19 protein-coding genes are annotated in these 20,369 nt (G+C 33.6%); 12 read left to right on the forward strand and 7 right to left on the reverse strand.

The window, feature by feature from the left end:
- Nucleotides 1-6 precede the first annotated feature (6 nt).
- Nucleotides 7-1,746 (reverse strand): biosynthetic-type acetolactate synthase large subunit, encoded by a 1,740-nt coding sequence (ilvB, locus tag DESTER_RS03150; RefSeq protein ID WP_013638217.1) that lies wholly within the window; start codon nucleotides 1,744-1,746, stop codon nucleotides 7-9.
- A 90-nt stretch (nucleotides 1,747-1,836) separates the two neighbouring features.
- On the opposite strand from ilvB, the gene DESTER_RS03155 reads away from it, so the two are divergent.
- Nucleotides 1,837-3,117, forward strand: a complete 1,281-nt coding sequence (locus tag DESTER_RS03155; RefSeq protein WP_013638218.1) for an anthranilate synthase component I family protein — start codon at nucleotides 1,837-1,839, stop codon at nucleotides 3,115-3,117.
- Here the strand turns inward: DESTER_RS03155 and DESTER_RS03160 are convergent, their stop codons facing one another.
- The 3 genes from DESTER_RS03160 to DESTER_RS03170 are packed head-to-tail and all read right to left on the reverse strand — an operon-like array spanning nucleotide 3,118 to nucleotide 5,165.
- The gene (locus tag DESTER_RS03160; RefSeq protein WP_013638219.1) at nucleotides 3,118-3,339 is read right to left on the reverse strand and encodes a hypothetical protein; all 222 of its coding nucleotides are present in this window, start codon (nucleotides 3,337-3,339) and stop codon (nucleotides 3,118-3,120) included.
- A gap of 58 nt (nucleotides 3,340-3,397) precedes the next feature.
- On the reverse strand, nucleotides 3,398-4,351 hold the full coding sequence (locus tag DESTER_RS03165; protein ID WP_244829558.1) for a KpsF/GutQ family sugar-phosphate isomerase: 954 nt from the start codon (nucleotides 4,349-4,351) through the stop codon (nucleotides 3,398-3,400).
- On the reverse strand, nucleotides 4,275-5,165 hold the full coding sequence (locus DESTER_RS03170) for a M48 family metallopeptidase (protein ID WP_013638221.1): 891 nt from the start codon (nucleotides 5,163-5,165) through the stop codon (nucleotides 4,275-4,277). Before DESTER_RS03170 ends, DESTER_RS03165 begins: the two co-directional genes overlap by 77 nt.
- A gap of 26 nt (nucleotides 5,166-5,191) precedes the next feature.
- Between DESTER_RS03170 and rpoN the strand changes: the two genes are divergently transcribed.
- The 11 genes from rpoN (at nucleotide 5,192) to DESTER_RS03225 (ending at nucleotide 16,308) form a co-directional block, all read left to right on the forward strand.
- The gene (rpoN, locus tag DESTER_RS03175; protein WP_013638222.1) at nucleotides 5,192-6,487 is read left to right on the forward strand and encodes an RNA polymerase factor sigma-54; all 1,296 of its coding nucleotides are present in this window, start codon (nucleotides 5,192-5,194) and stop codon (nucleotides 6,485-6,487) included.
- 3 nt (nucleotides 6,488-6,490) lie between these two features.
- On the forward strand, nucleotides 6,491-9,160 hold the full coding sequence (locus tag DESTER_RS03180; protein WP_013638223.1) for a [protein-PII] uridylyltransferase family protein: 2,670 nt from the start codon (nucleotides 6,491-6,493) through the stop codon (nucleotides 9,158-9,160).
- Nucleotides 9,127-9,750 carry a hypothetical protein gene (locus DESTER_RS08245; protein ID WP_013638224.1) on the forward strand — a complete coding sequence of 208 codons (624 nt, stop codon included), beginning with the start codon at nucleotides 9,127-9,129 and terminating at the stop codon, nucleotides 9,748-9,750. Before DESTER_RS03180 ends, DESTER_RS08245 begins: the two co-directional genes overlap by 34 nt.
- Nucleotides 9,722-10,396, forward strand: a complete 675-nt coding sequence (locus tag DESTER_RS03190; protein WP_013638225.1) for a tyrosine protein kinase — start codon at nucleotides 9,722-9,724, stop codon at nucleotides 10,394-10,396. The genes DESTER_RS08245 and DESTER_RS03190 overlap by 29 nt, the downstream gene beginning before the upstream one ends.
- A 62-nt stretch (nucleotides 10,397-10,458) precedes the next feature.
- Complete coding sequence (locus DESTER_RS03195) at nucleotides 10,459-11,547, forward strand: IS481 family transposase (protein ID WP_013638226.1); 1,089 nt, start codon at nucleotides 10,459-10,461, stop codon at nucleotides 11,545-11,547.
- Nucleotides 11,548-11,587: 40 nt separating this feature from the next.
- A complete protein-coding gene (gene rpmH / locus DESTER_RS03200; protein WP_013638227.1) occupies nucleotides 11,588-11,749 on the forward strand; it encodes a 50S ribosomal protein L34 in 162 nt (53 codons plus the stop codon).
- Nucleotides 11,734-12,099, forward strand: coding sequence for a ribonuclease P protein component (gene rnpA, locus DESTER_RS03205; RefSeq protein ID WP_013638228.1), 366 nt, complete (start codon nucleotides 11,734-11,736; stop codon nucleotides 12,097-12,099). Before rpmH ends, rnpA begins: the two co-directional genes overlap by 16 nt.
- On the forward strand, nucleotides 12,096-12,311 hold the full coding sequence (gene yidD / locus DESTER_RS03210) for a membrane protein insertion efficiency factor YidD (RefSeq protein ID WP_013638229.1): 216 nt from the start codon (nucleotides 12,096-12,098) through the stop codon (nucleotides 12,309-12,311). The genes rnpA and yidD overlap by 4 nt, the downstream gene beginning before the upstream one ends.
- A gap of 10 nt (nucleotides 12,312-12,321) precedes the next feature.
- Nucleotides 12,322-13,794 carry a membrane protein insertase YidC gene (yidC, locus tag DESTER_RS03215; protein ID WP_013638230.1) on the forward strand — a complete coding sequence of 491 codons (1,473 nt, stop codon included), beginning with the start codon at nucleotides 12,322-12,324 and terminating at the stop codon, nucleotides 13,792-13,794.
- 1 nt (nucleotide 13,795) lies between these two features.
- Nucleotides 13,796-15,061: a hemolysin family protein gene (locus tag DESTER_RS03220; protein WP_013638231.1), complete on the forward strand. Its 1,266-nt coding sequence runs from the start codon at nucleotides 13,796-13,798 to the stop codon at nucleotides 15,059-15,061.
- Complete coding sequence (locus tag DESTER_RS03225) at nucleotides 15,061-16,308, forward strand: hemolysin family protein (RefSeq protein ID WP_013638232.1); 1,248 nt, start codon at nucleotides 15,061-15,063, stop codon at nucleotides 16,306-16,308. Before DESTER_RS03220 ends, DESTER_RS03225 begins: the two co-directional genes overlap by 1 nt.
- 4 nt (nucleotides 16,309-16,312) lie before the next feature.
- Here the strand turns inward: DESTER_RS03225 and purT are convergent, their stop codons facing one another.
- From purT to selB, 3 genes are all read right to left on the reverse strand, one after another.
- The gene (purT, locus tag DESTER_RS03230; protein ID WP_013638233.1) at nucleotides 16,313-17,494 is read right to left on the reverse strand and encodes a formate-dependent phosphoribosylglycinamide formyltransferase; all 1,182 of its coding nucleotides are present in this window, start codon (nucleotides 17,492-17,494) and stop codon (nucleotides 16,313-16,315) included.
- A 65-nt stretch (nucleotides 17,495-17,559) separates the two neighbouring features.
- The gene (locus DESTER_RS03235) at nucleotides 17,560-18,438 is read right to left on the reverse strand and encodes an AEC family transporter (RefSeq protein ID WP_013638234.1); all 879 of its coding nucleotides are present in this window, start codon (nucleotides 18,436-18,438) and stop codon (nucleotides 17,560-17,562) included.
- Nucleotides 18,439-20,355: a selenocysteine-specific translation elongation factor gene (gene selB / locus DESTER_RS03240; protein ID WP_013638235.1), complete on the reverse strand. Its 1,917-nt coding sequence runs from the start codon at nucleotides 20,353-20,355 to the stop codon at nucleotides 18,439-18,441. It lies immediately after the preceding gene.
- Nucleotides 20,356-20,369 lie beyond the last annotated feature (14 nt).

The following is a 20,369-nucleotide window of genomic DNA, read 5'->3' on the forward strand; positions in this document are numbered from 1 at the left end:
TGCCTCTCAGATTGCCTTTTTAATTTTCTTTTTACCATACTTTGGAAGTATCATCTCGTGGAGAACTCCTCCTGGAGGAACCATTGGAAATACATCTTCTTCTCTATCAACAACAAAATCTATTACGACAGGTCTATTGTTAATTGTCATTGCTTCCTTTAAAGCTTTCTCCACATCCTCGGGTTTTTCTACCCTAATTCCAACTCCACCCATTGCTTCAACAAGTTTCACAAAGTCTGGCTGAACATCAAGGTGAACCTGAGAATAGTTTTTATCATAAAAGATTCCCTGCCACTGCCGGACCATTCCTAAAAATCCATTGTTTATTATGGCAACCTTTATTGGAATGCTGTACTGAACGGCAGTAACTATCTCCTGCATGTTCATCTGAAAGCTTCCATCGCCTGAGATACAAAATACAGTTTTATCAGGTCTTCCTACTTTTGCTCCAACTGCAGCAGGAACACCAAATCCCATTGTTCCAAGTCCACCAGAAGTTACAAGCTGTCTTGGAAATCTGAACTTATAGTACTGAGCAACCCACATTTGATGCTGTCCGACATCTGTAGTGATTATTGCATCTCCTTTGGTAACTTCACATAGTTTCTCTATTACAAATTGAGGTTTTATAACCCTATCGCTTGGTTCGTAGTAAAGAGGATATCTCTCAGCCCAACTTTTTACTTTCATTAACCACTTTTCACGGGAAAGTAAAAACTCTTTATTTTTAGAAACTTGTTTTTCAACTTCAGGAAGGAGCTCCTCCATAACAAGCTTAGCATCACCAACAATAGGAATGTCCACAGGCTTGTTCTTTCCTATCTCTGCACTATCAACATCTATATGAATAACTTTTGCATTTGGAGCAAACTCTGAAAGCTTTCCAGTAACCCTATCGTCAAATCTTGCCCCAATAGCTATAAGAAGATCACAATCGGTTACTGCCATATTTGCTGCATACGTTCCATGCATTCCAAGCATTCCAAAGAAGTAAGGGTGATTTCCTGGAACGGCAGTAAGTCCCATCAAGGTTGCAACCATTGGAATATTTGCAACTTCGGCCATTTTCACAACTAACTCAGAAGCTCCCGAAGAAACAACTCCTCCTCCTATGTAAAGGACAGGCCTTTCTGCCGAGGCTATTGCCTTAGCTGCTCTCTTTATCTGTCCTGGATGACCTTTCAAAACGGGTTTATAACTTCTTATTTGCACTGGAGATTTATACTCTTCTTCAAAGAAATCTGTAAGTTCTCTTGTTACATCCTTTGGAAGATCAACTAAAACAACTCCTGGACGCCCAGTCCTTGCTATATGAAATGCCTTCTTGATTGTATCTGCTAAATCCCTAACGTCTTTTACAAGGAAGTTATGCTTAGTGATTGGTCTTGTGATTCCAACCGTATCTACTTCTTGAAAAGCGTCGTTCCCTATCATATAAGTAGGAACATTTCCAGTAAAGGCAACAATAGGAACAGAGTCAATCTGAGCCGTTGCAAGACCTGTAACAAGGTTTGTAGCTCCTGGCCCAGAAGTGGCAAAACAGACTCCTACTTTTCCTGTTACTCTTGCATAACCATCAGCAGCATGAGCGGCTCCTTGCTCATGTCTTGTCAGATAGTGTTTAAGAGAAGAAAAAGGTAGTCTATCGTAAATATCAAGAACAGCTCCACCTGGATATCCAAATATCTCTTCTACTCCTTCAAGTCTTAAGGCTTCAAGAAGAATCTCTGCACCTGAAAGTTTCATTAGTGCCTCCTTACAGCTTGTAAGTGAAAATAATAGCACAATTGCTCTAACCTATATATATTTTTCTCAAAAACTTTTGGAGGAATTTGTTTGAAGATAAAGAGACTTTCTTTTGTACCTCCTTATGAAGCTTTTAAATTTTTAGTGAAAAGGGGTTATCCTATTAAGTTATTCTTAGATTCAGCATCTGTAAATAGTAAAACAGGCAGATATTCAGTAATTGCAATTGGAATAAAGGAAGAACTAAGTATAAAGAACGATTTAGAAGGTTTTAATAAGCTAAGGGAGTTTCATAGAAACCTTTCAAAAAAGTTTATAGTTGATTTTCTTCCTTTCGGAATATATGGATACATATCCTATGATGCAAATAGATATATAGAGAATATAGAAAGTAAACAACTAGATGATATTGGTCTTCCTGATATTTATTTTTTCTTACCAGAAATTACAATGATATTTGATAACCTAAAAGGGGAATTTTGGGTTATTTCGTTTTCTGAAATACCGAAGATTTCAACAGAACCACTAATTTTTGGAGAATTTTCTGCTTCTATTATTGGATTTAATATGACAAAAAAATATTTTTTTGAATCTGTTGAAAAAATTAAAAATTACATTTCTAAGGGTGATACGTTTCAAGTTAACTTTTCTCAGAGAATAGATATTTCTTTTAAAGGAGACTACGTAGCTCTTTATGATAGATTAAGAAAAATTAATCCATCTCCTTTTTCATTTTTCTTTGATTTTGGGGAATATAAAGCTGTTTCCTGTTCTCCTGAAAGGTTAATAAAAAGAGAAGGAAAAAGAGTTGAAACAAGACCTATCGCAGGAACAAGAAGAAGAGGTAGCAACAAAATTGAGGATCAAACCTTAGAACAAGAACTCTTTCTTTCAGAAAAGGAAAGAGCTGAGCATATTATGCTTGTTGATCTTGAAAGAAATGATTTAGGTAGAGTTTGTAAATATGGAACTGTTGAAGTTGATGAACTCATGGTAAAGGAGAAGTATTCTCACGTTATGCACATCGTTTCAAATGTTAAAGGAATAATTAAGGAAGGAATGGACAGTATAGATCTCATAAAGGCAGTTTTTCCAGGTGGAACAATTACTGGAGCTCCAAAGGTAAGAACAATGGAAATAATAGCCGAACTTGAACCAACAAGACGTTCTCTTTACACAGGTTCTGTTGGTTATATAGGATTTAACGATACAATGGATTTAAACATAGTTATTAGAACTCTTCTTTTTAGAGGAAAAATTGGATTCTTACAAGTAGGAGCTGGAATAGTTTGGGATTCAGAACCAGAAAAAGAATACGAAGAGACCCTTCACAAAGGAAAGGCCCTTCTAAAGAGCTTAAAAATAGTATAGTTATTCTTCCTTTTCTTCTTCCTTCTTTGGAGTTTCTAACATCTGAGCCAATTCAGAGATAGTAGTGTTTTCTAATTTTTCTTCAATAATTAATCTTATAAGTTTGTTCATTTTTTGCTCATTATTTCCTGCAATTCCGTAAAGAATGAAATAAAGTTTTTTTGGAAGTGAAAGCTTTACGGTTTTATGAGCTCTTTTTCCAGGTTTTCTTCCACGTGCCATTTTCCCCTCCAAAATTTCATAAATTCTATTAATAGATTTTATCACAAAAATTTAAGGATTAACTTATTCTCCTTCCTAAGATGTCGTGCATGTGAATAATTCCTACGATTTTTTTATCGTTTTTAACAACAGGAAGAACAGTAATTTTGTACTTTTCCATAAGCTCTATTGCTTTTTCAGCAAAAACTTCTCCTGAAATTGTTTTTGGATTTTTAGTCATTAATTCACAAGCTTTCATATTAAAATCAATTTGTTTTTCAAAAGCCCTTCTTAAGTCTCCGTCAGTGATTATTCCAATAAGTCTTCCATTTTTTGCAACTAATGTAGCTCCAAGTTTTTTTGACGATATTTCATAAATGATTTCTTTTAAAGAAGTTTCAGGAGAAACTATTGGAACGGAATCCCCTTTTCTCATAATATCCTTAACCTTAGCTAATCTTATTCCTAACTTTCCACCAGGATGAAATCTTGCAAAATCTTCGCTTTTAAACTTTTTTAGTTTCATTAGTGCTACCGAAATAGCATCACCTAAAGCTAAAGTTGTAGTTGTTGAAGTTGTAGGTGCTAGGCCAAGTGGACAGGCTTCTTTTTTAACATGAAGAAGAAGTGTTACATCTGAAAGTTTTGCAAGAGACGATTCAGGATTATTTGTTATTGCAATTATAGGAATTCCAAAACTTTTTATTATTGGAATAATATTTAAAAGTTCAGCAGTTTCTCCACTATTTGAAATAGCTATAACAGTATCATCTCCTTTAATCATGCCAAGATCACCATGAGCAGCATCGGCTGGATGAAGAAAAAATGCAGGAGTTCCTGTGCTTGAAAGGGTAGCTGCTATTTTCTTACAGATTAATCCTGATTTGCCAATTCCAGTAAGAACAACTCTACCTTTAGTCTTATAGAGTATGTCAATTGCTTTTTCAAAATTTTCATCAAGATGCTCTGCTAAATTTTTCAAAGCTTTTGCTTCTTGAAGAATTGTCTCTTTTCCTATGTTTAGAGTTTTCAATCTTAAGCCTCCGAAGAACATTATCTTTATAGCGATCTTCATAAAAAGGATTTTTAAGCCACTCCCTTGGAAAATTGGATATCCAGCGGTTTAAATTCACTATTCTCTTTTGGTTGGTTGGATGATCCATAAAGAGCTCTGTAACTCCAGAGGGTTTAAACTTCATAAGAGAATCAAGAATCTTTATAGTTTCAACAGAAGCAACTGGATTCCAGCCAGCTTTTCCTGTATAGTAAGCTCCCATAGCATCAGCCTCTAACTCTTCCTTTCTCGTATAACCATTTACCACTAAGGAATAAAGAACTTTAATAACTTCCTTTTCTGCCGGACCTAAATTTTTACCACCAAGAGTTAAAGAAAGGAGAAAATTAATTCCGTAAATTAACTGAAGTCTTCTTATTGCATGTCTTCCAACTACATGTCCTGTTTCATGTGCAAGAACAAAAGCAAGCTGTGCTTCATTCTTTAGAGCTTTTAATAAACCTGTATATACATATATCCATCCACCAGGAAGAGCAAAGGCATTTAATTCATCTGATTCAATAACTTTATACTTATAGGTAATATCACGTCTACCACAAACAGCTGCTATTTTTTTTCCAATAGAAGCAACATATTCATTTATAACAGGATCTTTACATAGTTTCTCTCTTTTTTCTATTTCTTTAGCTAACTGTCTTCCTAAGGCAACTTCTTGAGATGTAGGAATAAAAATTAAAGAAGTTTCTCCAAAAGGAGAAGTTCTAACTACTCCACATCCGGTTACAAGAAAAATCAGTACCACCAGACAAATAAAAGCATATCTTATCTTCATAGTAAAAATTCTATCATAGGAGATTAATGGATCAGGAACTAAAACAAATTGGTAAATTAGCTCTTCAACTTAAGCTTACTCCAGGGCTTTTACTCAACTTAGAGCTTCTTCAACTTCCAATTTTAAAACTTGAAGAAGTAGTACTTAATGAATTAGAGGAAAATCCTCTTCTTGAAATGGAAGAAGAGACAAAAGAAAAAGATGAAAAAAATGAAGATATTTTTTCAGACTTTATCATAGAAGATGGAAATATTTATCTGTATGAGCCAAAAGAAGAAATGACATTAACCATTCCCACTTCTCCTTCTTTAAGGGATATCCTCCTTGAACAGGCACGTTTAGAGCTTAATCCTCAAGAATTTGAAATTGCTTTATACATTGTAGATAATCTTGACCAGAAAGGATATTTAACGGTTTCTGAAGAGGAAATTGCAAGAAAATTATCTGTTTCTGCTGAAAAAGTAAAAAAGGTAAGAGAACAAGTAAAAAGATTTTCACCGGTAGGATGTGCTTCTTACACCTTAAGCGAAATATTTGCTGTTCAAATGGAAGAGCTCCAAATTTCTAAGAAATTTATAAAAGCTGTAGAAAAATTAGAATTACTAAAAAAAGGAAAACAGCGTTTTATGAAAGCAACAGGATTAACAGAAGATGAGTATCAAAAGTTTATAGAATGTTTAAAGCGTCTTGATCCAGAACCTGGAAACTTAGGAGAATTAAATACAATAATAACTCCAGATTTAAGAGTTTATCTAAAAAATGAACAATTAGTGGTAAAAGTTTTATTCTTTAGACAATTTAACTTAAGAATTAACAATAGTTATCTGCGCTTTGCTACAACAGGAGAAATAAAAAAATATATAAGCGAAAAGTATCAAAGAGCTCTTGCTCTTAAAAAGGCAATTGAACAAAGGAATGAGACTTTAAAAAAAATTGGAGAAGTGGTTTTTAAAGTTCAAAGAGAATTTTTAAATGATGGGAAAACACTTAAACCTTTAAGTTATCAAGAGGTTTCTGAGAAGCTTTCAATTCATGAATCAACTGTGAGTCGCGCTGTAAAAGATAAGTTTGTTGAAACTCCTTTCGGTATCTTTCCTTTTAGATTTTTCTTCCCTAAAAGTGTTTCGAGAGAATCAATAGACAAAATAAAAAGTCGGATTCGTGAGATAATTGAATCAGAAAACAAAAAGAAACCTTTGAGCGATAGTAAAATAGCTGAAATCCTGAAGAAAGAGGGAATTAAAATAGCTAGAAGAACGGTTGCAAAGTACAGGGAGGAAATGGGAATACCTGGGGCTTTCCATAGAAGAGAAAAGGAGTAACTGATGGAATTTCTAATGAATAAGTGTAGAAGTACTTTTGAAACTGAATGGCAGAAAGTGCTTGATTTTATTGAAGGTTATGAAGGTTTGCCAAATAAAAGGAGAGCTCTTATTTATACAGAAAAGCTAAGAGAAAGGTTATCGCACCAGATTCCAGAATTTCTTGCTGACGAGTTTCTTTTTCACATTGTAATTCTCTTTTCCTATTCTTCATTTTTAGGAGAGTTTTTAATAAAACATATTAAACTTCTTGAAAAACTTAAAACAATCTACAAAAAAAGTTTTTTCCCTTCTGACTTTTTTGTTCCAACTATTGAAGGAGAAACTGAAAAACAATTCATGAACAGAATTAGAATTTATAAAAACTTTCAGATGGCAAGGGTCGTTTTAAGAGACATTCTGAAACTTGCTGATTTTGAAGAGTTAGTAAGAGATGTGACTCTTATTCATGATTCTATAATCAAAGCAACTTTAAAGTTTGCAGAAAGTGTAATGGAAAAAAGATATGGAAAACCTTCTTCAGGTTATATCGTTATCGATATGGGAAAAGCTGGAGGTTTTGAGCTTAATTACTCTTCAGATATAGATCTTCTCTACGTTTATGAAAGTAGGTATGGAGAAACTACAGGAGGAAATTACGGAAAACTTCAAAACCACGATTACTTTGTTCTTCTTTCAAATTACATTACTGATCTTTTATCAAAGAAAACAGAAGAAGGTATATGTATGGTTATTGATCTCAGACTTCGTCCAAATGGTACCTTAGGTCCTATCTGTAATGATATAGAAGCTCTTGAACAGTACTATACTGCTGTTGCTCGTCCGTGGGAAAGGTTTGCACTTCTTAAAGCAAGACCTTCTGCTGGTGATGTAAAAAGAACGGGAATAGAATTTCTTAAGTTGGCAAAAACTTTTATTTTCAGAAAGTACGTTGACTTAACGTTAATTGAAGAGGTTTTAAGACTAAAGGAGCTCATTAAGAGCAAAGTAAACAAAAAAGGAAAGAAAATAGACCTTAAATTAGGGGAAGGAGGAATAAGAGAAATAGAATTCATTGTTCAAGCTTTTCAGCTGATTTATGGCGGTAAGTATCCACAGATTCGGTCGCAGAATACTCTCATTGCTCTTAAAAGGCTTTTAAAGTGGGGATTTATAACGGAAAAGGAGTATTCTGATTTAAGGAGTTCTTATTTGTTTCTTAGACAAGCTGAGCACATGCTTCAGATAACAAATTTTAGACAGACACAAACTTTTCATCCTGAAGGAGAAGAAGCAGAAGAATTAGCAAGAAAAATGGGATTTAAAGATAGAGAATCCTTTCTCAAAAAACTAAATCAGATAATGAAAACTGTTAATGCTTACTTTAATAAATTCTTCCCTACAGGTGACAGGAAACCACTTTCAGTTGTTACTGCTGAAGATCTTGAGAAAATGGGATTTAGAGAGCCTTTAGAAGTTAAACGTTTTATAGAAGTTCTTCTTAACTTAAAAACTCTTTCTCCTGAAGAGGTTAACACACTTGATGTTATGGGAGATAGATTTTTAGAACTTCTTTTTGAAGTACCAAGCTCAAAAAATACTATGAAGAATCTTGTTTCCTTTTTTGAAAAGGAAGAAGGTAGAGTTTTCTTTTTCTCTATTCTTTCAGAAATACACGCTTTGAAACTCCTTTTCTATCTTCTTTCAACGAAAGAATTTTTCATAAAACGTTTTAGAGAAACTCCCGAAATTGTAGACCTGATGTTCAATCCTACGTATATAGAGGAGCCTATTACTGTAGAAAGACTAAAAAAGGACTTTGAAGAGTTTAAAAATCTTCGTTTTGTTAAAAACTTATCTGAAATAAGAGCTTTACTTAGATTGAGACTTGGAAGAGTGAAAATAGAAGAATTTTTAAAGGAAATAACTGCTATTGTTGATTTTCTTTTAGACATTATCTACACTGAAGTTAGACCTGATTTCTCTCTTGCATCTGTAGGAAAACACGGTAGCAGAGAAATGAACATCGGTTCTGATATAGACCTCCTTTTCTTTTCAAGCTTACCTTCCAAGGATAATCAAAAAGCACTCGAAATAATAAAGAGACTTGAATCCCTTGGATACGAAGTTGATACAAGGTTAAGGCCTTTTGGAGAAAAGGGAGAGCTTGTTTTTACGATTAATTACTTTAAAAAGTATACAGAAACAACAGCAAGAGTTTGGGAAAGACTTGCCTTCACAAGGTTTAGATTCCTTTATGGAAATCTAAAAGGAGAAACAGAAAAAATTGTTGAAAAGTTTCTCTTTGAAAAGCCACTAGATTTTGAAACTCTTAATGAAATCTTTGAAATGAGAAAAGTCCTTGAGAGAGAACTCGGAAAAGGACAAAAAGACATAAAATATTCATGCGGAGGAGTTGTTGACCTTGAGTTTATCAGTTATATCTATCAGCTCTTTATAAAAAAGAGGATAGGCAATACTTTTGAAGTTCTTTCTCTCCTTGGAGATACGGAAAAGAAATTCAAGAAAGCAATAAAGCTTTACAGGCAGATCAGATGGGCGGAAACAGAAAAAAGAATTTTTGGAGAGTATATCTTTTACAGTGATAGAATTGAACTTCTCAAGAAGGAGATACGGAAGATGTATCAGGAGTTTTCTCAATGGATAAAGACAAGAGTCTCAGCGAATACATAGATGAAATTCAAATAGGACTTGAAGAAGCGTATCCAGGAAAGTTTTTCTTTTCAGGTTCTAACGATTTATCCGTAGTTAGAAGATGGTATTCATTAAATATACCTCTTGGATTTGTACTTTTAGCACTTAGTGATGAAGAACTTCCCAAGAGATTTTCTCTCAAAGATATTGATGAATTAGTTGTAAAAAAATTTAGAAAGTATGCTCAAGATGAAGCTAAATTTGCCCTAGGAGCGCTAAGAAAAGAAGTTATTCCCTATGCAAAGCTTGAAAAACTTTACAAAATTTTACAGTCTATACTGCTTGAGATAGGAGTAGAAGATTTTTCTCTTCTTGAAAAATTAAAAGAATTGAAAAAAATTGAAGATATTAAGGAATTGGAAGAGGAACTTATAAATTTTGAAAAAACTTTTTATAGTTTTCTCTATAAAAATTCACCTTTTAGAAAAGAATGTAGAAAATATGCAGAAAAATTACTAGCTCCTTATAATATTTATTGGCATAAAAAAGTACTTCAGCTTACGAAGAAAGCTTTAATAAAAAAATGTTTAAAGGAAAAGTATGGTATCCCAGACTTCACAATTTTATAGATACTTAGACTATCCTGCTGGAAGAGAAGAAAGGGTAAAAGAGCTTTTAAAACTTTTAAAGGAAAAGAACATAGAGCTTGTATCTTTTATATCTAAAGGGTATAGAGGTGTTGTTTTCAAAGGTATTTACAAAGAAAAGACTGTTGCGGTGAAAGTTTCACGTTCTGATGTACAGAAAGAAAATTTTTTGAAAAGGGAATATGAAATTCTTAAGTATCTTTCAGACAAATTAAAAGAGGAAAATCCTGCTCCTACTCCTTTTCTACACAATTCAGAATTTATAGTTATGGAGTTTATAGAAGGAAAAACTTTTAAATTTGCTATGAATAACTTTAATCCTTACTTTGTTATCAAGGAGACTTTAAAAAGTTGTTATCTTCTTGACGAAGTTTTTATTAAACACTCTGAAATTAAAGGAGAAAAACATCTCATTTTTGATGGAAAGAAGTGTAGAATTATTGACTTTGAAAGCGCTAAGTTTTCAAGATCACCAAGAAATCTTTTGCAGTTTATTGGATACCACTTGATTAAAAACGAAGAGTTCTTAAAAAAGCTTAAAGTTAGAAAAGAAGATCTTCAAAAGACTATAGAGCTCTACAAAAAAGATAGGAAGTTAGGATTCAAATTTATTTTATCTCTTTGTTGAAGTTCAGATAGAAGGTGGACACCCTACAATAACCTTTGAATACCACAAGGAGGTGTCCACCGATGAAACAATTGAAAAGATTCAAAGGAACATCCCTCCATATATCAAGCACAAATACAGCATTCAAAGAAACCCTGAAAGAAGGAAGAAGAGTAAAAAAGAAGCTTGACCTAACAAAAGACAGAAATGTTAAAAGGAGACTCAAATGGATAGAGTATTACCACAAAACAGGCAACGCCAGAAAAACATGCAGATACTTTGGCATCAGTCCAACAACCTTCTACAAGTGGAAAAAAAGATACGACAAGTACGGGATAGAAGGACTCCAAGACAGAAACAAAAGACCTCATAAAGTAAGACAACCACAAACAGAACCTGAAATAGAACACATCATCGTCACAATAAGGGAAAAATTCCCAACCTGGAGCAAAGAAAAGATAGCAGCCTTCATGGAAAGATACCTAAATGTAAAAATATCATCCTCTACAGTTTACAGGGTTCTCAAAAGACACGGACTAATAGAAAGAACCTGGAAACTAAAAAGTACCTACAAGAGGAAGAAACAGAAAGGGAAAAAGAACCGCACCAGAAAAGGACTAAGAGCAGACAAACCAGGAACAATCCTCATGGACGTTAAATACCTCTACTGGTGCGGTAAAACCTTTTACCAGTTCACGGCAATAGACAAGTTCACCCGAATAGCATTTGCCAAGGTTTATTCTACAAAAAGCAGCAGGAGCGGAAGAAGGTTTTTTGAAGAACTTGAAAAATTTCTTCCCTTCAAGATAGAGAAAGTTCAAACGGATAACGGGAGCGAATTTTTAGGGGAGTTAGACGAATATCTTAAAAGAAAAGGGATAGAACACTACTTTAGTTATCCGAAATCTCCCAAGACTAATGCGCATGTAGAAAGGTTTATTCAAACGACAGAAAGTGAACTATGGATGATAGAAGGAACAGAACCGACTGTTGATGAGATGAATAAAAAACTTTTTGAGTATTTAAAGATTTACAACTTTCTTAGACCCCATCACTCTTTAAATTACAAGACTCCCGCTGAGAAGTTTGAGGACTATATTAGAAGTCATCAAGGTGTCCACCATGTATTGAACTCGAACACTCTTTTGACAAATCCTTCCTCTGGATTATAATTCCACGTATCAATTACGCTAAGATTAAAGGAGGTGTAAATTGTCAACAAAAAGGACATATCAGCCAAGTAGGCTTCACGGTAAAAGAGTTCATGGATTTAGAGCAAGAATGAAAACAAAAAGCGGAAGAGAAATTCTCAGAAGAAGAAGAAAGAAGGGACGTAAGAAACTTACGGTAAGTGACGAGTGGAGAAGAAGATAAATTTCACGTTCAAAAAACACGAAAGGCTAAGAAAACAATCTGATTTTAAAAGAGTTTTCGATTCCGGAAAAAGCCTCGGTGGTGTCACCGTGGCTTTTTACTTTGTGTCAAATAATGTTGATTATCCAAGAGCTGGTTTTATAGCTTCAAAGAAAATTTCAAAAAGAGCAGTAGATAGAAACAGAGCCAAGAGATTAATGAGGGAAGTTTTCAGATTAAATAAGCACAAGCTTAAACCAGTTGATATTATCTTTATTGCAAGGAAAGGAATTTTGGGAAAAAAGTACCATGATGTTGAAAGTGATTTTTTAAAGCTTGCAAAGAAAGCAGATATTCTGAGGGAAGAGTGAGAAAGATAAACTCATTAGTAATCTTACTTATAAGAGGTTATCAGAAGTTTTTTTCACCTTTTTTACCTGCAAGTTGCAGGTACTATCCTACTTGCTCTAACTATGCAGTTATGGCAATTGAAAAGTATGGACTTTTAAAAGGTGGTATAAAAGCAATTTACAGAATTTTAAGGTGCAATCCTTTTTCAAAAGGTGGAATAGATTACCCATAGGAGACGGAAGATGGAAAAGAACAAGCTACTTTCAATAGTTCAAGCAGCTTTGCTAGCGTTTATTTTAGTTTTAGGGTTTCAATTTTTCTTTGGAAAGAATGAAGAAAGAAAAAATGTTAAGGAAGCTTTAAAACAAGAACATGTTGTGAAAGTAGATATACCTGAATCTAGAGAAATAGGAAAAGTTGTTAAAGTAAAAACTCCTCTTTATTCTGCTGAAATTTCGACTGTAAACGGTAAACTTTTATCGCTAACGGTAAAAAAATATAATGCTCAGCTTGTTTCTGAATTTTCAAAAAAGATGGGAATATTTCCATTAATGACAATATCAACTGATGAAAAGCTATCAAAAGAACTTGCCAATATTTCTCTTACTCCATCTATGAAAAAGGTTCTAGTAAAAGATAAAGCAGTTATTCTAAAGTTAGAAGGAAGTCTCCAAGACGGTAGGAAGTTTGTTAAAGAGCTAACTTTCTATCCTGATTCTTACAGAATAGACGTTAAGACAGAGCTCAAAGGAGAAAAGTTAATAACTCTTATTGGACCAGATATTAGGGTAAATGAAGCTCATACCTCAAGAATGGGACATATTGGTCCTGTTGTTGAAACAGAGAAAGGAATCGAAAGGCTGGAACCACAGGAAATAAAGACTCCCATTAGTTTTAAAAATGTAAAGTGGGCAGGGGAAGAGGATAAATACTTCCTGATGGCAATAAAAGATACAGATTTTCCTGTTTCTATAGAAAATATTAACAGCCATACAGTTATAAAGGGATTCATAGGAAGTGGTATTTTCTACGGTGGTCCAAAAGAGTTAAATCAGCTCGAAAGTTTAGGAATGGATAAAGCAATAGATTTTGGAATCTTTGGATTTCTTGCAAAGCCATTCCTTAAGTTCTTTCTATTTCTTCATCAATTTATTCCAAATTGGGGATTGGTTATTATAGTTCTTACAATTTTAATAAAGATAATCCTTCATCCACTCACTCATAAAAGCTTTGAATCTATGAAAAAGATGCAGGAATTAGCTCCAAAGCTTGAAGAGATAAAAAACAAGTATAAAGACAATCCACAGAAACTCAATGAAGAAATGATGAAGCTATACAAAGAAGCTGGTGTAAATCCAATGGGTGGATGTCTTCCAATACTTCTTCAAATACCTATTTTCTTTGCTTTATATGAGATTTTTCTCAATGCAGTCGAACTAAAAGGAGCTTCTTTCCTTTGGGTTCCTGATCTTTCAATGCCTGATTCCACCTTCATTATGCCTATTTTAATGGGTGCTTCAATGATTCTTCAGCAGAAATTAACACCAACTACTAATCCTCAACAGGAAAAAATATTCATGATAATGGCGGTTGTTTTTACTTTTATGTTTGCAAGTTTTCCAGCAGGTTTAGTTCTCTACTGGTTAACGAACAATATAATTACAGCTATTCAAAACTTTATTATAAATAGAATGCTCCACAGGGAAAGTAACTAAAATGGAATCAGATAATTTAACCATTTATTATATAGCTTTGCCCATTCTTGTTCTTCTTTCCGGTCTCTTTTCAGCTTCAGAGACCGCTTTCTTTTCTCTTAATACCTTAAGACTTGAACGACTTGCAAGGGAAGGAAACAGAAAAGCGGAAGAAATCTTAAAGTTTCTTCAAAATCCTGCAAATCTTATTGCTACAATTCTTGTTGGTAACGAAATGGTAAACATAGCAATAGCTGCTACATCTGCAACACTCTTTGTAAAACTCCTTGGCAAAGAGTTAGGAGCAACTTTATCCGTACCCATTACCGTCGTAATTTTACTTATTTTTGGTGAGGTAACTCCTAAAACTCTTGCAATCAAGTATAGTGAAAGATATGCCTTTTTTATTTTAAGCTTTATAAAGCTAGTCAGTATACTAATAGCTCCTTTTAGGTTGATTTTTGTTAAATTTGCTTCTATCTTGTTAAAACCTTTTGGGATAGAGCTCTTTAATAAACCTAAAGTTTTAACAGATGAAGAGTTCATGATCTTAGTTTCTGAAGGAGCAGAAGAGGGAACTATAGCAACTGAAGAAAAAGAGCTAATAGATAGAACTCTTGACCTTGGAGAAACAGACGTAAAGGAAATAATGGTTCCTAAACATAAAATTTTTGCCATTCAAAAAGATACACCTGTAAAAGAAGCAATTGAAAAGATAAAGAAAACAAAGTTTTCACGGATACCTATTTATGATAACTCTCTTGATGAAATCGTTGGAGTTTTATACACAAGGAAAATTTTGCCTTTGAGATTAAATCCTGAAGATCTTGAAAAACCAGTAAGTCATTTTATTGATAAACCTTACTTTGTAACAGAATTTCTCACTCTTGATAGACTTCTTGAAGAAATGCAAAGATCAAAAAAACACATGGCTATAGTTATTGATGAGTATGGAAATACAGCTGGTTTGGTGACTCTTGATGATATTTTAACAGAGATTGTTGGAGAAATACCGGATGAGAAGAAAATAACAGAAGAGATAAAAAAGATTTCTGAAAATAAATATCTAATTTCAGGTGATACTTCCATCGAAGAAATAAAAGAGCTACTTAACTTAGAAGAAGATCCAGTATTGGAAGAGGTTGATACTGTAGCTGGACTTATCATGGCTCTTACAAAAAGAATCCCGATAAAAGGAGAATCTATTACCTATAAGGGTTACAAGTTTACAGTTGATGAAATGGAAGGAAATAGAATTACATCAGTTATTGTGGAGAAAGAAAAGTAATGGAAGGTTGGGCTCTTTTTTTAATACTTTTATGTGTTCTTTCTGAAGGTTTCTTTTCAGGAAGCGAAATAGCAATAGTTTCTCTTCCAAAAGTAGAACTTAAAAAAAGATTGCAGAAGGGAGATAAGGCTGCAAAGCTTTTGAACAAGCTTCTTTCTGAACCTGAAAAACTACTTACAACAACCTTAATAGGTACCAATCTTTCTACTGTTACAGGTTCAACAATTTATGCAACTTTGATACTTGGAGATATTATTAAAGTATTTCCCCAATTGTCTGCTTATCCAGAAATTGTTACTGTTTTGACATTTACTCCGATAACTTTGACGTTTGGAGAACTAATTCCTAAAAGCCTGTTTCAAAAGTACTCCCACCAAATAGCCTTTAAGATTGTCTATCCAATTTATCTCTTTTATTATCTTTTTAAACCTATCTCTTTTGTTGTTATAACTTTTGCAAAAACATTTGCAAAGTTAGTTGGAGCTGAATCCGAGCAAAATCCATTTGTAACAAAAGAGGAACTTCAGCTTCTTGTGGAGAGCTCCTCAAGATTTCCAGTAGAAAAAACGGAAAGAAATATTCTTAAAAATATCTTAAAGCTTAGAGAAAAAACAGTTGGAGATATTTACGTTCCTCTCTTAAATGTTGTTGCGGTAAATGAAAATGCACCTGTAAAAAGTGCCTTAAGTCTTTTAGAAAAGTCTGGTTTCTCAAAACTTCCTGTTTATAGAAAGAGATTTGATGATATAGTTGGTTACATTTCTATAGGAGATCTTCTTAATACAGAAAGTGGAGAAATATCTGTAAAGGAACTCATGAGACCAATTCTCGTATTTCCAGAATACATGAGTATATTTGATGCACTTAAAGAATTTAGGAAATCCAGCGATCAAATGGCAATTGTTGTTGATGAGTATGGTTCAACTCTTGGAATTTTAACTCTTGAAGACATACTTGAAGAAATTGTTGGAAGAATAGAAGATGAATTTGATAAGTCTAAACTTTCAATTACTAAGAAAGGAAATGAAATCCTAGCTGATGGTTCTGTGGAAATAGAGGAATTAAACAAACTACTTAAAAAACCTCTTCCTAAAAGTCCTGATTATGTTACAGTTGCTGGTCTTATACTCTCAAAACTTGGAAGATTTCCTAAAAAAAGGGAAAAAATAGACCTTGAAACGGCCGAAATAATAGTTGAAGATGTAGAAAAAAAGAGAATAAAAAAAGTTAAAGTAAAAGAGAAATAACTTTTTAACTTTCAATGACCTTTATTTTTAGTGCTGCTTCCTTAGCTTTCTTTCTTGCTTCATCAACAGTATCAGCAGTAGCCAAGGTTATTCCCATTCTCCTTCTTGGCCTTGTAGTAGGTTTACCAAAAATTTTTACCGTTGTATCTGGAATTGATAGAGCTTTTTCAATTCCTTCATATCTTGGAGCAACTCCAAAACCTTTGGCATGAAAACAGTGAGAAGCTCCTGGTGATATTAGTTTTATATCCATAGGAAGTCCTAAAATTGCTCTTAAGTGAATTTCAAATTCGCTCATGTTTTGAGTAATCATCGTTACCATTCCAGTATCATGAGGGCGAGGAGAAACCTCACTAAACCAAACTTCATCTTCCTTTACAAAAAATTCGCAGCCAAATATGCCGTAACCTCCAAGAGCGTCGGTAATGGCTTTTGCCATTTCTTTTGCTCTCTTAAGAGCTGTTTCTGTCATAGGTTGAGGTTGCCAACTTTCTTGATAATCTCCATCAACTTGGACATGACCAATTGGTTCACAGAAAAGAGTTCCCTGTTCCTTAGTTCTAACAGTTAAAAGCGTAATTTCAAAATCAAAATCTATAAACTCTTCAATAATAACAGCATTACCTTTACCTCTTGCATTTCTTTGAGCATAGAAAAATGCTTCATCTATTTCCTCTTCTTTTCTAACTATACTTTGTCCTTTTCCTGAAGAACTCATAACCGGTTTTACAACAACAGGAAGACCTATTTCTTTAACAGCTTTCTTATAACTTTCCAAATCCGAGGCAAAGCGATATTTTGAAGTTTTTAGTCCAAGTTCCTCTGCTGCTAATCTTCTTATTCCTATTCTATCCATTGTGTACTTTACAGCCTTTGCACAAGGAACAACATTAAAGCCTTCCTCTTCAAGTTCTAAAAGAACATCAGTATCAATTGCCTCAATTTCCGGAACTATAAAATCAGGTTTCTCTCTATAAACTATATTCTTTATTTGGCTGCCGTCTTTCATATCTATAACATAAAACCTCTGCGCTACTTGCTGTGCTGGAGCAAATTGATAATTATCAACAGCTATAACCTCTATTCCAAGTCTTAAAGCCTCTAGAGCAAATTCTTTTCCAAGTTCACCGCTTCCAAGAAGAAGTACTTGCGTAGAATTGTGAGAAAGGGGAGTTCCTATCTTCATGGCTCCTCCGCAGAATAAAAATCTTGGTTTAAAAAGTGAATGTTAATTATAGTCAACTTCAACAATCAAACAAAGATTCCCAAAATTATTAACCATATAGGAAAAAGTAGTGTTGAAACAAAAATGATAGATGCAGCTACTTCTGGAGATTTGTTAAATCTTTCACACAAAACGTAATTTAAAATTGCAGATGGCAAAGAAGATTGAACTATCAATACCTTTTTGATTAAGTCTGGACAGTTAAATAAAGCTGTAAATAAAACAGCAGTAAAAAAACCACCTAAAAATCTTAAAACAGTTCCCCAAAAACTGAAAGCAATTTCTGAAGGTTTTATTCTTGATAGGCTTATACCTATTGAAACCAGCATAAGAGGAAGAGTAGCATCTCCAGCAAGCTTGATTACTTTTTCAATACCTTGAGGTATGAAAACGTCTTTTGTAAAGAATGCAAAGATGACTGCATAAATAAGAGGAATTTTCAAAACAGATACTAAACCTTCCTTTAGGTTCTCTCTTTGGAGAATAAATATTCCTAATGTAAAGTGAAGAACTGCCATGACAACCATAAAAGTTATTGCATAAGGAATTCCATTGTCTCCAAACATTAGATATATCAAAGGAATTCCTAAGTAACCAGCATTCATAACTGTAGAGGAAATTTCAAAGGCTTCATTTTTTCTTTTTAGAAAGAAAGTCTCTACAATTAAGGATAAGAAGAAAACTCCGAGGAAAACCCCAAGTGCTGTAAAGGTAATACAAGAAAGGTTATGTAGGGAAATTTCTATATTTCTAAAGGAAGTAAATATCAAGGCAGGAGCAAAAAGATAAAGAACTATAAATGATATCGTATCAGTTTTTAGCTTAGGATTAAGTTTTCCTATAAGAAATCCTGAAAATATGAGAAGATATAAAGGTAGGATAACGTTTAAAATAACATTTCCCATCTACTTTAAATTCCCTTTAATCCTTTCGTTTCCTTTTCTTACAAGCTCACCAGTTCTATCAAAATACTCTAAGAGAGGAATAGCATACTTTCTTGAAATACCTAAATAATCTTTAAACTCTCCAACACTTAAACTTTCCTTCTTCATAAAGTGGTTTTTGAGTATTTCCCTTATTTTCTTCATGCTTTCTGGATGATAGAGGAAATCACCTATCTTTTCATAATTTTTCCTGTTTACAAGGTAGTTTACTACGAGGTTTAAATCTTCCTCCTGTATAGATAAGTTTGAAAGCAATTCCTTTAAATCAGGTGGAGCAAAATTAAAGGATTTAAGTGTATTTTCTACCTTTTCTATGATTTTCTCAAAACGAGTTCCTTCTGCTTTAGGAACAAAACCTGAAATTTTTACAATTCCTTCAGCATCTTCAAATTTTTTCATTTCTACAAGTTCTTTGATAACCTGTGAAAGTAACTCAGTAGGAATTTTCAAGCTCGTTCTTAAGGACTCCTTATTCATTCCTTCTGAAATTGGATATTCTCTGTGGTATTTTTCGATAGTGGATGTAACTTTCTCTTTTAATTCCTCAACATACTTTGTTGAATAAAGCTTACCTCCGAAAGACAACAAGCTTTTCTTTGAAATCACATCCTCAATAAGTTTCTCAACTTCATCTGGAGAAAGGTTTATTAACTGAACAAAATCTTTTTTAGAAAATTTACCTGGAAACTTTTCAACATAATAGCAAAGGATTTTCTCTTTTTCTTTTCCTTTGAAAATTTTTAGATCTTCAAGCCATTCTTTCTTAAATCTTTTTCTAAATTTTCTTTCAGGGAGAGGATTAAGAATTTCTCCTCCACCAATAACTCTTGCTGGAGAATAGTTTCTGATGACAAATCTATCCTCAAAAACAGGAATGATTTCTTCTTTTAATCTTATCTGTGCAAAACATTTATCGCCTGGAAGAAGTTCTTCTTTATCTATTAAATAAACTTCTCCCTCTACGTCTTTTGTAAGATGATGAAAGTGAACTTTATGCCCTGACTGAATAATCACATCTGCATTTTTTGAAAGAATTAACTCTACATCCACTTTATCGGTTGGTCTTAAAAAAGATGGAGTAGCTATTACATTTCCTCTTTCGACCTCTTCCTTTGAAACGTCAGAAAGATTAAGGGCTGTTCTCTGTCCTGCAAAAGCTTCACTTACGCTTTTACCGTGAACTTGAACACCTCTAACTTTTACTTGTTTTTTTTGTGGAAGTATTTCAACGTTATCTCCAACAGAAACTTTTCCTGATATGAGAGTTCCAGTTATAACAGTTCCAAAACCTTTTACAGTGAAAGATCTATCAACTGGAAGTCTTAAAATACCTTTTTTAATCTTAGGAGAAGTTTCCCTAGCTAATTTGTCAATTTCTGAAATAAGTTTGTCTATTCCTTCTCCAGTTTTTGAAGAAACGGGGACAATAGGTGCATTTTCCAAAAAAGTTCCTTCAAAATATTCTTTAAGCTCTTCTTTTACAAGCTCCAACCATTCCTCATCAACCAAGTCCTTCTTTGTAAGGACAATAATTCCTTTCTTTGTTCCAAGCATTTGACATACAGTAAGATGTTCTTCTGTTTGCGGCATAATTCCTTCATCTGCCGCAATTACGAAGAGAACGAAATCTATACCGTGAGCTCCAGCAAGCATATTTTTTATGAACTTTTCATGTCCAGGAACATCAACAATCCCCACAAAAATTCCACTTGGAAGTTGAAGATTTGCAAATCCTAAATCTATAGTCATTCCTCTTTTTTTCTCTTCTTCCCAGCGATCAGTATCTATACCAGTAAGTGCCTTTATAAGAGAGGTTTTTCCGTGATCTATGTGCCCTGCTGTTCCTACGATTAGAAACTTTTTGTTATCTGTAGCCATCTTGTCCTTACCCT

The organism is Desulfurobacterium thermolithotrophum DSM 11699, from assembly GCF_000191045.1.
In the GTDB taxonomy this organism is placed as follows: Bacteria; Aquificota; Aquificia; order Desulfurobacteriales; family Desulfurobacteriaceae; genus Desulfurobacterium; species Desulfurobacterium thermolithotrophum.